This window comes from Streptomyces sp. CB01201, from assembly GCF_002803085.1.
Classification (GTDB): domain Bacteria; phylum Actinomycetota; class Actinomycetes; order Streptomycetales; family Streptomycetaceae; genus Streptomyces; species Streptomyces hundungensis.
This window is the reverse complement of record NZ_NNBJ01000008.1, coordinates 261,109-275,072: the sequence shown is the minus strand read 5'-3', so window position 1 is coordinate 275,072 and position 13,964 is coordinate 261,109. Positions and strand designations below refer to the sequence as shown.

12 protein-coding genes are annotated in these 13,964 nt (G+C 70.5%); 8 read left to right on the top strand and 4 right to left on the bottom strand.

Translation table 11 applies throughout. The features are described 5' to 3' along the window. The first annotated feature begins 51 nt into the window (after positions 1 to 51). From CG740_RS18790 to CG740_RS18770, 5 genes are all read left to right on the top strand, one after another. Positions 52 to 987: an ABC transporter ATP-binding protein gene (locus CG740_RS18790; protein ID WP_100576309.1), complete on the top strand. Its 936-nt coding sequence runs from the start codon at positions 52 to 54 to the stop codon at positions 985 to 987. Further along, positions 980 to 1,639, top strand: coding sequence for an ABC transporter ATP-binding protein (locus CG740_RS18785; RefSeq protein WP_100576308.1), 660 nt, complete (start codon positions 980 to 982; stop codon positions 1,637 to 1,639). The genes CG740_RS18790 and CG740_RS18785 overlap by 8 nt, the downstream gene beginning before the upstream one ends. Positions 1,640 to 1,841: 202 nt before the next feature. Continuing rightward, a complete protein-coding gene (locus tag CG740_RS18780) occupies positions 1,842 to 2,036 on the top strand; it encodes a hypothetical protein (protein ID WP_100576307.1) in 195 nt (64 codons plus the stop codon). Then, on the top strand, positions 2,033 to 3,208 hold the full coding sequence (locus tag CG740_RS18775; protein WP_100576306.1) for a winged helix DNA-binding domain-containing protein: 1,176 nt from the start codon (positions 2,033 to 2,035) through the stop codon (positions 3,206 to 3,208). The genes CG740_RS18780 and CG740_RS18775 overlap by 4 nt, the downstream gene beginning before the upstream one ends. Before the next feature lie 149 nt (positions 3,209 to 3,357). After that, complete coding sequence (locus CG740_RS18770; RefSeq protein WP_100576305.1) at positions 3,358 to 4,929, top strand: hypothetical protein; 1,572 nt, start codon at positions 3,358 to 3,360, stop codon at positions 4,927 to 4,929. 19 nt (positions 4,930 to 4,948) lie between these two features. On the opposite strand, the gene CG740_RS18765 is transcribed toward CG740_RS18770, so the two are convergent. From CG740_RS18765 to CG740_RS18755, 3 genes are all read right to left on the bottom strand, one after another. Next, on the bottom strand, positions 4,949 to 5,245 hold the full coding sequence (locus CG740_RS18765; RefSeq protein ID WP_234376367.1) for a DUF779 domain-containing protein: 297 nt from the start codon (positions 5,243 to 5,245) through the stop codon (positions 4,949 to 4,951). A gap of 210 nt (positions 5,246 to 5,455) precedes the next feature. Then, positions 5,456 to 6,907 carry an amino acid permease gene (locus tag CG740_RS18760; RefSeq protein WP_100576420.1) on the bottom strand — a complete coding sequence of 484 codons (1,452 nt, stop codon included), beginning with the start codon at positions 6,905 to 6,907 and terminating at the stop codon, positions 5,456 to 5,458. A gap of 158 nt (positions 6,908 to 7,065) precedes the next feature. Then, positions 7,066 to 8,076, bottom strand: coding sequence for a hypothetical protein (locus tag CG740_RS18755; protein WP_384496461.1), 1,011 nt, complete (start codon positions 8,074 to 8,076; stop codon positions 7,066 to 7,068). Positions 8,077 to 8,479: 403 nt separating this feature from the next. Here CG740_RS18755 and CG740_RS18750 point away from each other — a divergent pair, with 403 nt between their 5' ends. The 3 genes from CG740_RS18750 to CG740_RS18740 all read left to right on the top strand — a co-directional run bounded on the left by CG740_RS18750 (position 8,480) and on the right by CG740_RS18740 (position 13,627). After that, positions 8,480 to 10,687 carry an RICIN domain-containing protein gene (locus CG740_RS18750; RefSeq protein ID WP_234376354.1) on the top strand — a complete coding sequence of 736 codons (2,208 nt, stop codon included), beginning with the start codon at positions 8,480 to 8,482 and terminating at the stop codon, positions 10,685 to 10,687. 99 nt (positions 10,688 to 10,786) lie between these two features. Continuing rightward, positions 10,787 to 12,232: a glyceraldehyde-3-phosphate dehydrogenase gene (locus CG740_RS18745; RefSeq protein WP_100576302.1), complete on the top strand. Its 1,446-nt coding sequence runs from the start codon at positions 10,787 to 10,789 to the stop codon at positions 12,230 to 12,232. Between the two features lie 153 nt (positions 12,233 to 12,385). Next, positions 12,386 to 13,627 carry a PP2C family protein-serine/threonine phosphatase gene (locus tag CG740_RS18740; protein WP_234376353.1) on the top strand — a complete coding sequence of 414 codons (1,242 nt, stop codon included), beginning with the start codon at positions 12,386 to 12,388 and terminating at the stop codon, positions 13,625 to 13,627. A gap of 147 nt (positions 13,628 to 13,774) precedes the next feature. Here CG740_RS18740 and CG740_RS40390 read toward each other — a convergent pair whose 3' ends face one another. Further along, positions 13,775 to 13,930, bottom strand: a complete 156-nt coding sequence (locus CG740_RS40390) for a DUF6131 family protein (RefSeq protein WP_199846502.1) — start codon at positions 13,928 to 13,930, stop codon at positions 13,775 to 13,777. Positions 13,931 to 13,964 lie beyond the last annotated feature (34 nt).

Genomic DNA, 13,964 nt, shown 5'->3' with positions numbered 1-13,964 from the left:
CGAGCCAGGTCGGACCGGGCCAACCCCGGAGCGGCCTCACCCGCGCTGTCCATGCGGAACCTCTCCGTACGCTTCCGGATGCGGGACGGCGGGCACGTCGCCGCCGTCGCCGACACCACCTTCGACCTGGCGGCGGGCGAGTGCCTCGCCCTCGTCGGCGAAAGCGGCTGCGGAAAGTCGGTCCTCGCCTCCGCACTGCTCGGACTGCTGCCCGCCAACGCGGACGTGGAGGGGGCCGCGCTCCTCGACGACGGCACGGACCTGCTCACCGCCGACGAGCGGTCGCTGGCCCGCGCGATACGGGGCCGGCGCATCGGGCTCGTACCCCAGAGCCCGGCCGCACACCTCACTCCCGTGCGCACGGTCCACAGTCAACTGGCGGAAACCGTCAGGGAGTTGGCGGCCGTCCCGCGCAAGGGCCTCAGGCTCGCGACGCGAGCCGCGGCCGAGCGGGCGGCCTTTCCCGCCGACCACCTCGACCGCTATCCGCACGAGCTGTCCGGCGGCCTCGCGCAGCGCGCCGCGACCGCGCTCGCCCTGGTGGGCGACGCGCCCCTGCTGCTCGCCGACGAACCGACGACCGGCCTGGACCGGGCCCTGGTCGAGCGCACGGCCGACGAACTGCGCCGCACCGTCGACGAGGGACGGGCGCTGCTGATGATCACGCACGACCTGGCGGCGGCCGCCCGGATCGCGGACCGGGTCGCCGTGATGTACGCCGGCCGTATCGTCGAAATCGCCGACGCCACCAGGTTCTTCGGTGAGCCGGGTCCCCGGCACCCGTACGCTCGTGGTCTGCTCGATGCCCTGCCGGAACGTTCCTTCAGGCCGATTCCGGGTATGCCACCGGAGTTGGGGAAGCTCCCGGCGGGGTGTGCTTTCGCACCTCGCTGCGAGCGGGCCGACGCGCTCTGCGGCACCCGGCCGCGGTTCGACGGCCGGACCGCCTGCCACCACGCCCCTGCGGAGGACCCCAGCCGTGCTTGAGCTCAGCAACATCACCGCCGGCTACGAGCGGGGCAGGCCCGTCGTGCAGGACGTGAGCCTGGCCGTGGCCCGCGGCGAGGCGGTCGGCCTGCTCGGTCCCAGCGGCTGCGGCAAGTCCACCCTCGCCCGGGTCGCCGCCCTGCTGCACCGGCCCGACGCCGGAACCGTCGTCCTCGACGGCACCACCGTCCACGACTACCGCCACCGCGCGCCGCGCGCCCTGCGCACCACCGTGGGCGTCGTCTTCCAGTCGCCCCGCCTCTCCGCCGACCCGAGGCTCAGGCTGCGCGACCTGATCGCCGAGCCGCTCAAGGCGACCGGGCGCCGCATCGAGATCCGTGAACGGGTCGACGAACTCGCCCACGCGGTGGGCCTCGGCGGTGACCTGTTGACCCGGGGCGCCCATGAGGTCAGCGACGGACAGCTCCAACGCGCCTGTCTGGCGCGGGCGTTGGTACTCCGCCCCCGACTGCTGATCTGTGACGAGATGACCGCCATGCTGGACGCTTCGACCACGGCCGCGCTGGTGGCGGCGGTCGAGGCATACCGCCGCGAGACCAAGGCGTCCCTGCTGGCCGTCGGCCACGACCAGGTGCTCCTCGACCGCTGGTGCGACCGCACGGTGAGCTGGGCGGCCCCCTCGGCGGCTTGAGCGGCTCCAGTCGTCGGCGGTGCCGGGCGCGAGGGGCGCGTGCGCAGGGGCGTGGGCCTGCACCGGAGTGCTCACACCGGGTAACGGGGTCACGCGCAGTCAACACCCGTACGGCGGACATGTCTTGAGCCGGTCGGCGGCGCCCCCTCCGCCACACTGTCGCCCGAATGCCGCGAATCCGGCGCGGCGGAGGAGGCTCGTCATGGCTGTTTCCATCTCGGTGGTCCTGTTGCTCGTGGTCCTCGCGGTGATCTTCCTCAGGAGCGGCGGGCTCAAGCTCTCGCACGCCGTCGTCTGTGCCCTGCTCGGCTTCTTCCTGGCCGGAACGAGCATGGCGGCCACCATTCAGGACGGGCTCAACGCGACCGCGGGCGTGGTCGGTAGCCTCAAACCATGACTCAGGCCCGCCCGAAGATCACCGACGCGCAGCGGCGTGCCCGCCTCGGCGCCCGCCACCTGCTCTCCCCGGCCGCCCGCGCGAGCACCTCGGAGGCCGTCGCCGAGGCGGTGCTCGCGCTGCACGCCACCGACCCCGCGTCCGTGTACCTCTCCGTCGCGGCCCGCCTCAAGGATCCGTCCGTGGCGGACCTGGAACGCGCGCTGTACGAGGACCGCACGCTGGTGCGGATGCTCTGCATGCGGCGCACGATGTTCGTGGTGCCGCGCGAGCTGGCCCCCGTCGTGGACGCCTCGACGGCCCGTGCCGTGGCCGCGCGCGAGCGCCGGAACCTGGCCAGGGACATCCAGCAGCAGCTCGGCTTCGACGAGGGCTGGTTCGCCGAGACCGAGACGGCGGTCCTGGCCGCGCTGGACGAGCACGGGGAGGCGACGGCGGCCCAACTGGCCGATGCCGTACCGGACTTGAAGTCGAAGATCGTCCAGGCCGAGGGCAAGCCGTACGAGGCCCGGCCGCGCATCACCAGCCGCTTCCTCGGGGTGATGGCCGCCGAGGGCCGCATCCGGCGCGGCCGCCCGCTGGGCAGCTGGGCCTCCAGCCAGTACCGCTGGATTCCCGCCGAACCGCACCCCGAGCTGCCGCTGGAGGAGGCCAAGGCGCATCTTGCGGCGCGATACCTGGCGGCCTTCGGCCCGTCCACCACCGAGGATGTCAAGTGGTGGACGGGTTGGACGCTCACCGACACCCGCAAGGCGCTGGCCCGCACCGAAGCGGTGGAGGTCGACCTCGACCACGGCCCCGGCCATGCGCTGCCCGCCCACCTCGAAGCCCCCGCCGAGTCCGAACCCTGGGTGGCGCTGCTCCCCGCGCTCGACCCCACGCCGATGGGCTGGCGCGACCGCGACTGGTACTTCGACGTCGGCCACAAGGCCGAACTGTTCGACACCAACGGCAACATCGGGCCCAGTGTGTGGTGCGACGGGCGCATCGTGGGCGGGTGGGCCCAGCGGAGCGACGGCGAGATCGTCACGGAACTCCTGACGGCTGACGGGGTGGGACGCGAGGCGCGCGCCGCCATCGACGGCGAGGCGGCCCGGATCGCCGCCTTCTTCGCCGAGGTGCGCATCAAACCGAGCTTCCGTACCCCGCTGGAGCGCCGACTCGCGGGGTGACGGGCCCAACGGGGCTGCGGCGAGCCTGTGTTGCGTCCGCATGAAGCGAACATGAAACAGCCTCACCTTCCATGGACACTTCAAGCGGTGACCCCTAACGTCCGGTGGCGGCGCGACGACTGTCGTACGTACGCACACCAAGGAGCCGCATGTCCCGCAGAGCGCTCGCCCGCGCACTCGCCCTGACGCTCGCCGTCACCGCGAGCACCCTCGTGGGCCCGGCCGGCGTCCGGGCCGCCGAGATACCCAAGGCCCCCGGCCACCGTCTGGTCAGCCAGTACGAGGGTGCCCCGGCGACCGCCCAGCCGGTCCCCGCGCAGGCCCCCGCCCAGAACCCGTTCATGGCGGCCAACGGCCGCAACGGGATGCACGGCGACTCCTGGGGGAGCGGCACCCACCCGTACTCCGGGCCGCTCGGCCGTGACCCGCAGGTCACCAGCGAGCAGATAGCGCCGCTGGGCGGCGAGTGCGCCACCGCCACCTTCGACGCGGCGGGCCGGCTCCTCACCGTGTGCGGCACCTTCCAGGGCTTCAAGCTGAAGCTGCTCGATCCGCACAGCCTGGCCACCCTCGCCGAGTACCAGCTGCCGCAGCGTTCCTCCACCGTGGAGGCGATCACCCGGCTCGACTTCGAGAAGATCTTCAAGGACACCTCGGGCGGGGCCTACTTCTATCTCGACAACCAGGACCGGGTGGTCCTCGCCGATTCCCGCCACCACATTCTGCGGATCGCGCACCACCAGGCGGCGGACGGCAGTTGGTCCTTCGCCGTCGACGACGACTGGGACCTGAGCGGGGTGGTTCCGCACGACTGCGTCAGCTGGACCAACCTCTACCCCAGCGGCACCTGCGACCCGGTGACCTCGGTGATGCCGGACTGGCAGGGCCGCATCTGGTGGGTCACCCGGCTCGGCCGCGTCGGCACCGTCGACCCGGCGACCGGGGCGATCCGCTCGGTCCAACTGGCCGGCGAGGAGATCCAGAACTCCTTCTCGGTGGCCGAGGACGGTGTCTCCATCGTCTCCGACCACGCCCTCTACAGCTTCCGGGCCGCCGCGGACGGTACCCCGGTCGTGCGGTGGCGCCAGACCTATGACCGGGGTACCGGCACCAAGCCCGGTTCCGTTAACCAGGGTTCGGGTACCACGCCCGATCTGTTCGGCGACGGCTATGTGGCGATCACCGACAATGCGGACGACCGGATGAACGTCGTCGTCTACCGGCGCGGCGACGACGTGCCCGACGGGCGGCGTGAGGTGTGCCGGATCCCCGTCTTCGGCCCGGGGCAGTCGACCACCGACAACTCCCTGATCAGCTGGGGCAACAGCCTCGTCGTCGAGAACAACTACGGCTATCAGAACCTGACGTCGCTGACCTTCGGCCGCAGTGTGGTCGGCGGCGCCACCCGGATCGACGTGCGCGCCGACGGCAGCGGCTGCGACACGGTGTGGCAGAGCGCGGTGCGCTCGCCCTCCGTCGTGCCGAAGCTGTCCACCGCCAACGGGCTCGTGTACTTCTACGAGAAGGAGCCCAACGCGCTCGGCATCGACGCCTGGTACCTGACCGCCGTCGACTTCCGGACGGGAGCCACCCGCTGGAAGAAGCTCACCGGCACCGGCCCCGGCTACGACAACAACTGGGCGCCGATCACCATCGGCCCGGACGGCACCGCCTACATCGGCGTGTTCAACGGCATCGTGGCCGTGCACGACCGGGGCTGAGGAGCGAGCGGCGGCGGGCTCAGACCAGTCGCGACCGGATGAGGAACCGCACCCCTTCCGGCGCTTCGAGGGAGAACCCGCTGCCGCGGCCCTCCACCACGTCGACGATCAGCCGGGTGTGCCGCCACAGCTCGTACTGGCTCGTCGACATCCAGAACGGCACGCTCTCCTCGACGCCGGCCACCGCGAGGGAGGCGAGCAGGACGTCGGAGCCACCGGTGCGGAACTCGCCCGCCGGATAGCACATGGGGGCGCTGCCGTCGCAGCAGCCGCCCGACTGGTGGAACATCAGGGGACCGTGCGCCAAGCGCAGCATGCGTATCAACTCGGCTGCGGCAGGCGTCAGTTCAACGGTACTCGCGGGCTCGTCGGTCCCGGCCTTACTGGGTCCGGCCCGGTCCGGGCGGTCTGCGGGCGTCATGACTCCTCGCTCCCGCGGACCGCGCGGCGGCCCCCGACGGGCCGTGCCGCGCGGTCCGGCGGCCTCAGCTCACCATGCCCGGGGTTGCGGGCGGGTTGCAAGGCATCAGATGAGGTCCATCGCGGCCACCTCGTCGGGGCTGCCGTAGCTGACCGGCCCCTGGAAGCGCCGACGGGCCGTGGCGAACCACCAGACCGTGGCGATGAGCAGCACCACGCCCAGCGCGATCGGCGCGTAGTTGAACGAGTCGACGGTGATGGGGGAGACCTGCGGCAGCATGAACAGCACGCTGCTGAGCACGATCCAGATGACGGCGATCGCCGCGACGGGCCTGCCCCAGCGGCCCAGGTTCCACGGGCCGGGCTGGAAGTCGTTCAGGCGCAGCCGCAGGAAGATGGGCACGCCGTACGCCAGGTACAGGCCCACCACGTTGACGCTGACGATGGCGGTGAAGGCGGTGTGCGACCACCAGCCCGGAATGATCAGCACGAGCGCACAGGCCGCGGCGAGCCACACGGCCTTCACGGGGGTGCGGGTACGCAGCGAAACCGAGTGCCACCAGCGCGAGCCGGGCATCGCCCCGTCGCGCGAGAAGGCGAAGATCTGCCGGGTGTTGCTGGTCATGTTGGCCAGTCCGCAGAAGAGCATGGCGCCGATGACGATCAGCAGGAGCAGCTTGGCGGTGCCCATGCCGAGCGCGTCGACGAGGATCTGCACGGGCGGGGCCGCCGCGCCGATCTCGGCCGCGTAGTCCCGGATCGCGTACACCAGGGCGAGCATCAGGACGAGCCCGGCGAGGGCCGAGTAGATGATCGCGCGCATGATGCCCTTGGGTGTGTTGACGGTGGCCTGGACCGTCTCCTCGGACATGTGGAAGCTGCCGTCGAAGCCGGTGAAGGTCCAGCTCGTGACCAGCAGGCCGAGCATCGCGGCGTACAGGCCGTTGTCGAAGCCGGTGCTGTTGACGAAGTGGGTCGCGAACGAGACGGGCTGGTGCGAGGAGGGCTTCACGGTGAGCGCCACGACGATCACCACCATGCCGATCAGGAGCCACCACACGGAGATCCGGTTGACCACGGCGACCAGCTGCACGGTGTAGGTGTTGGCGAGCGCCTGGAGCAGCAGGATCGCCGTGGCGATGCCGACGGTCTCCTGGGGGGTGCCCTCGTAGGACGGCCACTGCATCGTGATGAACGCCTGGATGAAGGTGGCCGCGGCGTAGTTGGTCGCGGCCGTTCCGCCGACCTGACCGACGAAGTTCAGCCATCCCGTGTACCAGGACCAGGCGCCGCGGTGCCGCTTGGCGAGCTTGCCGGCGGAGAAGTACAGGGCGCCGCTGGTCGGGTAGGCGGAGGCGATTTCACCCATCGCGGCGCCCACGAACAGCACCATGACGGAGACGCCGATCCAGCCGAAGACAAGAATCCGGGGACCGCCGGCACCCATTCCGAAACCGAAGGCGGAGAAAATTCCCGAGATTATGTTGATGATGGTGAAGGATATGGCGAAATTGTCGAAGGCGTGGAATCTCCGGGTGAGTTTCCTGGGATATCCCATGGCATGCAGCGTGGCATCGTCGTCCAATGCCACGGATGATTCGCGGCCTTGGCCGGGTGGGCGGGTACGGGACTTCTGCTCGGACACAGTGGCAACCTTTCCTCGGGGGTGAAAAGACGCGTGGGTCTCGCGGTCGGGCCGTGGTCGCCCGGTGGTGGTCAGGCCGGCGCGGGGGTCGGCAGGCCGCAGGAGCGCCTGGCCCTCGTCAGCTGTTCCCCGGGATCGCCGAACACGCTCCAGGGCATGCGCGAGGCGTAGGGGCCCATGGCCGTGAGGACTTCCCGTGCTTCGAATTCGCGCTTCGCCATGAACAGGGCGTGCGCCAGATAGGCAAGATCGAGAACCGGCGTGAACCGGTAACTCGCCGCGTGGGGAAACCAGTTGTGGTAAATGCCCAGGGTGGTCGTGGCCCATTGCGGCTGCTGCCAGGTGTGATCCGCGAGCAGGGCCTTCGGGTCGTAGTCCTCCACGAGCGCGACCAGCGGGAGCAGGCGCAGCGCGGAGGTGGCGGGCGCCCGGTGGCTGAGGAACGAGGCGACGTCCCACCGCGCGCTCGCCGAGCCGCCGTAGCGGGTGAAGAAGCAGGCGAGGAACCGGTGGTGGGCCTCGCGGTGCCAGGGATCGAGCCGCAGCACGTGCGAGAACATCTGCCAGGGGCCCGCGGGCGCCGTCAGCAGTCCCCGGGGGGCGGGATCGCGCGGTCCATCGATACGGGCCAGGGCGAGTTGGGCGACCCAGGGGGTGGGATCCTGGGGCAGCAGTCGCGCCGCCCGCACGCACGCCGCCTGTGCTATACGCAGCAGGGTGTCGGCCCGCGAGTCGCCCGCGTCGGCCATGCGCAGCGCGCGGATCATCGCCACGCGCGCCCCCAACAGGGCCGCCTCCGGGCCGGGTTCCTCCGCCATCCAGCGTTCGGCGAGGTCGGAATCGGCCGCCTCGGACGCCAGGACCAGGGAGCGGTGGGCCCTCAACTCCCAGTCCCCACGCGCCTCCTGGAGCACGTTGTGGGCGCCCAGATACCGGCCGGCGCGCACATCCGTGCAGGCCCGGGCCAGTTCGCGATCGTCGGCCGCCGGATGCCACACGTAGTGTCCCTCGAACGAGCCGGCAGCCACGATCCTCTCCCCGTCCCCGCAGACCACACCCTGCGCCCTACGAATTCCAGCCATGCGGAATTCCGCCGGAGCCTGAGCGCTTACGCAGGTTCACCGACAGCGACCCACACCTTACTCATCCTTTAGGCACATCGAAACTCACCGCCCGGAATATCTGCTTCCGTGCCCATTGGGGAAGGGCCCGGCCGCGCGCTTATTCATTGGCTCCGAGTCAGTTTTCGATGGCGCATTCCCGCCCCCTTGGTGCGGGTATGCATCTGGCATATGCGCAAGAGATCGGGGCGGTCCTCACCGTGCGCCTGGCCGTCCCCGGGCCGGCACAAAAGTCCAAGCCCGGCCGACGGATGTCCGTGGACGGTGCCGCACGGGGTGCACAGACTGCCCACCACGCGGTCGGCCGTCGTGCCGGCGAGCGCCGCGCACCCCACGTCCGTGGGCTCCACCCGAAGGAGTGCCCGTGTCCTCCCCCACCCTCAGAGCAGTCGCCGCGGCCGTGGGCGCCGCGGCTCTGGCAGTCGCCGCCGCCGTAGCGCCCTCCGCCGCGGCCGCGACGCCCGCCGCCACCTATACGATCGGCGTCGGCACGCCGGTGCCGTACACGCACCCGACGGACACCCCCGCCTCGACGTACGTCGACAAGGACGGCACCTTCTACTTCCAGCAGTCGGCCGCCCTGTACGGCGCGAAGGACCCCCGGTACTGGGACTTCTTCACCGGTACCGACATGGACAGCGCCACGCGGTCGAGCGCCATCAGTGACGCGGTGAACCCGGCCAACGCCAACGACAAGAACAACGACACCACATGGCGCTGCAACAACAGCCCGACCGGCGTCGAGGCCAGCTACGCCGTCGGCAACGCGGGCTACTCGCAGAAGAACTACTGCGATCTGTCCGGGATGTGGGTCGACCCCGACACCGGCGACTGGTACGGCCTGGTGCACAACGAGTTCACCCCGGCGCCCTTCGGCGACGGCATCCACTTCGACGCGATCGACTACGCGGTCTCCAGGGACCAGGGCCGCACCTGGACCATCAAGGACCACGCCATCACCTCGCCGTACAGCACCAAGCGCGGTGACACGACGCAGTTCCCGCACGAGACCTACTCCTACGGCGACGGCGACCAGCGGCTGTTCGTCGACACCGCCTCCGGCTACTTCTACATGTACTACGGCTCGCGGATCGTCGCGAAGGGCGGCAACTGGGAGGACAGCCTCGCCCATGTGGCACGGGCGCCGATCTCCTCGAAGATGGCGCGTGGCTCCTGGCAGAAGTGGTACGACGGCCACTGGTCGCAGCCGGGCGTCGGCGGGCTGGAGAGCAACATGGTCCCCGTCGACGGCTCAAGTGCCAGTGGATACACGCCAGTTGCCGGAGACTACAGCCCCGCCAACGCGGGCACCGTGAGCCAGCAGATCGCTGCGGGCCAACTCCCCACCAAATCACCGCTGTTCGTCATGAACATCACGTACAACGCCTACCTCGGCCTCTACATCGGCGAGCCCGAGGCCGTCAACGGGACGGCGCCGCAGCGCTTCTACGCCACCGACGACCTGGCGAGCCAGAAGTGGCACCTGATCGGTGACACCGGCGGCTACACCAACAACTCCTGGTACCGCTGGTTCCTGGACGGCGCGAACCGCACCAACTCCACCATCGTCGGCAAGACCTTCCGCTCCTACTGCTCCATCGACTGCCAGGGCGGCGCCGACGGCGAGTACGTGGACGTCACGATCGGTTCGTCGACGCCCGCCGTACCACCGGTCGACGGGAGCAAGTCCTACCGGATCGCCAACGGCGACGGCCGTGTCCTCGCCCAGACCGCCGGGAGCACGGCCACCACCTCAGCTGCCGCGTCCACCGGATCGGCCCTGGAATCCTGGGTGTTCACCGCGAACGGCGACGGCTCGTACCGCATCGCCAACGCCTCCACCGGACAGTTCCTCGGCGTGCCGTCCACCTCCAAGGCGGGGCGTGCCTGGGGCGCCAAGCCGACGGTCGCCGCCGCCGGGACGGGCGGGTCCGCGGTCGGGCAGCAGTGGTTCGTCGTTCCCGTGACCTCCACCGGCTCCTACCGTCTGGTCAACCGCTACAGCGGCCTGGTGCTCGGGATGTCCTCGGCGTCCGGCCGCTCCGCCGAGACCACCCCGACCCGCAGTTGGACGGACACCACGGGCAGCGCGGTCGGCGGCGCCCGCAGCGCGGCCGAGCAGACGCTCACCCTGACCCCGGCCGGCTCCGCGCCGGGCGGCCCGCTCGACGGCCCCCACACCCTGGCGGCCTCGGGCAAGTCCCTCGACGACCCCGACCACTCGACGACCCCGGGCACCCAGCTCATCACCTGGAGCCCCAACGGCGGCCCCAACCAGAGCTGGACGCTCACCCGGCAGTCCGACGGCAGCTACCAGATCGCGAACGGTGAGTCGAAGCTGTGCGTCGACGTGACCGGCAGCTCCACGGCGGCCGGCGCCAAGGTGATCCAGTGGACGTGCACCGGCGGCGCCAACCAGCGCTGGGCCGTCACCGCGGCGACCGGCGGCGGATACACCGTGCGGTCCCAGTCCAGCGGACTGCTGCTCACCACCGCGTCCGCGTCCGACGGGGCACTCGTCACCCAGCAGCCGGACACCGGATCGGCCTTGCAGCGCTGGTCCATCGGCTGAGGCGGCGTTCAGGCGGCGGGCAGGCGGCGGGCACCACTTGAACGATCAAAATCGGAGGGGGTTAGCATATGAGCGCCGCCTAGCTCGAAAGATGAACCTGTGACTGTCAATGACGACTCGTTCACCAACTGGAAGAACCGCGAGGAGATCGCGGAGTCGATGATCCCCATCATCGGGAAGCTGCACCGCGAGCGGGACGTCACGGTCCTGCTGCACAGCCGCTCCTTGGTGAACAAGTCGGTGGTCAGTCTTCTGAAGACCCACCGATTCGCCCGCCAGATAGCCGGGGAGGAGCTCTCGGTCACCGAGACGCTCCCCTTCCTCCAGGCTCTGACCACCCTCGATCTCGGCCCCTCGCAGATCGACATCGGCATGCTCGCCGCGATGTACAAGGCGGACGACCGCGGTCTGTCGGTCGCGGAGTTCACCGCGGGCGCCGTCATCGGCGCCACCGGTGAGAACAAGATCGAGCGCCGTGAGCCGCGCGACGTCGTCCTCTACGGCTTCGGCCGCATCGGGCGGCTCGTCGCGCGGCTGCTCATCGAGAAGGCGGGCTCGGGCAACGGGCTGCGCCTGCGGGCCATCGTGGTCCGCCAGGGCGGCGAGCAGGACATCGTCAAGCGCGCGTCGCTGCTGCGCCGTGACTCCATCCACGGCCAGTTCCAGGGCACGATCACCGTCGACGAGGCGAACAGCACGATCATCGCCAACGGCAACGAGATCAAGGTGATCTACGCGGGCGACCCGTCCGAGGTCGACTACACGGCGTACGGGATCAAGAACGCCATCCTGATCGACAACACCGGCAAGTGGCGGGACCGCGAGGGCCTCTCCAAGCACCTGCGCCCCGGTGTCGACAAGGTGGTCCTGACCGCGCCCGGCAAGGGCGACGTGCCCAACATCGTGCACGGCGTCAACCACGACACCATCAAGCCGGACGAGCAGATCCTGTCCTGCGCGTCCTGCACCACCAACGCGATCGTGCCGCCGCTCAAGGCGATGGCCGACGAGTACGGCGTCCTGCGCGGCCACGTGGAGACCGTCCACTCGTTCACCAACGACCAGAACCTGCTGGACAACTACCACAGCTCCGACCGCCGCGGCCGCTCCGCGCCGCTGAACATGGTCATCACCGAGACCGGCGCCGCCTCCGCCGTCGCCAAGGCGCTGCCGGACCTGAAGGCCCCGATCACCGGCAGCTCGATCCGGGTCCCGGTGCCGGACGTCTCGATCGCCATCCTCAGCCTGCGGCTCGGACGCGAGACCACCCGCGAGGAGGTCCTCGACCACCTCCGCAACGTCTCCCTCACCTCGCCGCTGCGGCGCCAGATCGACTTCACCACGGCGCCCGACGCGGTCTCCAGCGACTTCATCGGCTCGCGGCACGCCTCGATCATCGACGCGGGCCCGACCAAGGTCGACGGCGACAACGCGATCCTCTACCTCTGGTACGACAACGAGTTCGGCTACTCCTGCCAGGTCATCCGGGTCGTCCAGCACGTCTCGGGGGTCGAGTACCCGACCTATCCGGTGCCGGTCCTCTGACCGCGCCCGCCCGCTGACTCCGAGGGCGGCCGGATGCCGAGCGCATCCGGCCGCCCTCCGGCATACGGCGCCGCCCGGCGGGCCCGTCCCGGCGATGCCGCCTATCGTGAAGAGCGCGAGACCGAAGAGGCGTCACGTGGGCAGGTGCAATCTGTGAACGGGTCCGGCATCGACTTCGAGGCGGTCTTCCGAGCGCTGCCCGCCCCGGTGGCGCTGCTCACGACCGACCTCGTGTACGCCGACCTCAACGACGTGTTCCTGAGCACGACCCGGCGCCGTCGCGAGGATCTCGTCGGCCGCTACCTCTTCGACGCCTTCCCCGACAACCCCGGTGACCCCGACGCCAACGGCATGCGCAACCTGGAGGCGTCACTGCGCCGGGTGGCGGCCACCGGGGAACGCGATGCCATGGCCCTTCAGCGCTACGACGTCGAGGACCCGGCCCGCCCCGGAGTGTGGGAGGAGCGCTACTGGAGCCCGGTGAACACGCCCGTGTTCGACCGGGACGGCAACGTGGTCCTGCTCCTGCACCGGGTCGAGGAGGTCACCGAACTCATCCGCGCCCGCGCGCGGGGCCGAGCGGGCGCGCCCGACGAGGACCGGGCCAGGGTTCTGGAGGCCGAGCTGTACAGCCGGGCCAGGGAGCTGCAAGAGCTCAATGAGCAACTGCGCCGAGCGCACGCCCGCGAACACGAGGTGGCGCTCTCCCTCCAGGCCGCGATGCTGCCCGCGCCCGGGCCGCTCGGGGAACGTCGTGCCGCCGTACGCTATCTGCCCGCCGTCGGAGCACTGAACGTGTGCGGTGACTGGTACGACCTGGCCGAGCTGCCCGGAGGCCGGCTCGCGGTCGCCGTCGGTGACGTCGTGGGACACGGCCTCGCCGCGGCCGGCGTGATGGGGCAGCTGCGCAGCGCCCTGAGCGCGGCGTCCCGGGTCGCCGACGGGCCCGGCCAGGCGCTGGAGGTCCTCGGCCTGTACGCCCGGTCGGTGGCGGGCGCGGAGTCCGCCACCGCGTTCCTCGCCGTCGTCGACTGGAACGGGAACACCCTCGGCTACAGCAGCGCCGGCCATCTGCCCGCGGCGCTCGTGCACGAGGACGGCCGTGTGGAATTCCTGGACGGCGCGACCGATCCGCCCCTTGGCGCCCGCCCCGAGCACGTCGCGCGTCCGGAGGCGACGACGGCCTTCACCGAAGGCTCGGCGCTCGTCCTCTATACCGACGGGCTGGTCGAGCGCAGACACGAGGACATCGACACCGGACTGCGCCGACTCGCGGGCTCGCTCGCCCGCCACCACGGAGCCGACCCCGAAGCCCTGGCGGACGCGGTCCTCGGGGACCTCGTCCCGACCGGGGGAGCCACCGATGACACGGCTCTGATCGTCGTCGCTCTCTGAGACCGACGGCCGCGTGAGATCCGGCCCGACAACTGTCGGAGCCGCACTCCCCGCGTCGTACCCGTCAGGGGCACGGCCCGGGAAGCGCGCGCGTACGACAGACCGGAACGGGCGCAGTCCGCGGAGTGCGCCCGTCTCGGCCGCCGTCTACCAGTAGTGTCGCCGCCCGCCGACCGCGTGGCCGACGGATCCGAGGAGCCACAGGATGGCTCCGACGACCAGCAGAATGATGCCGATGGTCCACAGGATGGAGATGCCGGCCACGAAGCCGACGACGAGCAGGATGATTCCGAGGACGATCATGATGTCCTCCGATCTGGCAGAAGGGGTTTCAGCT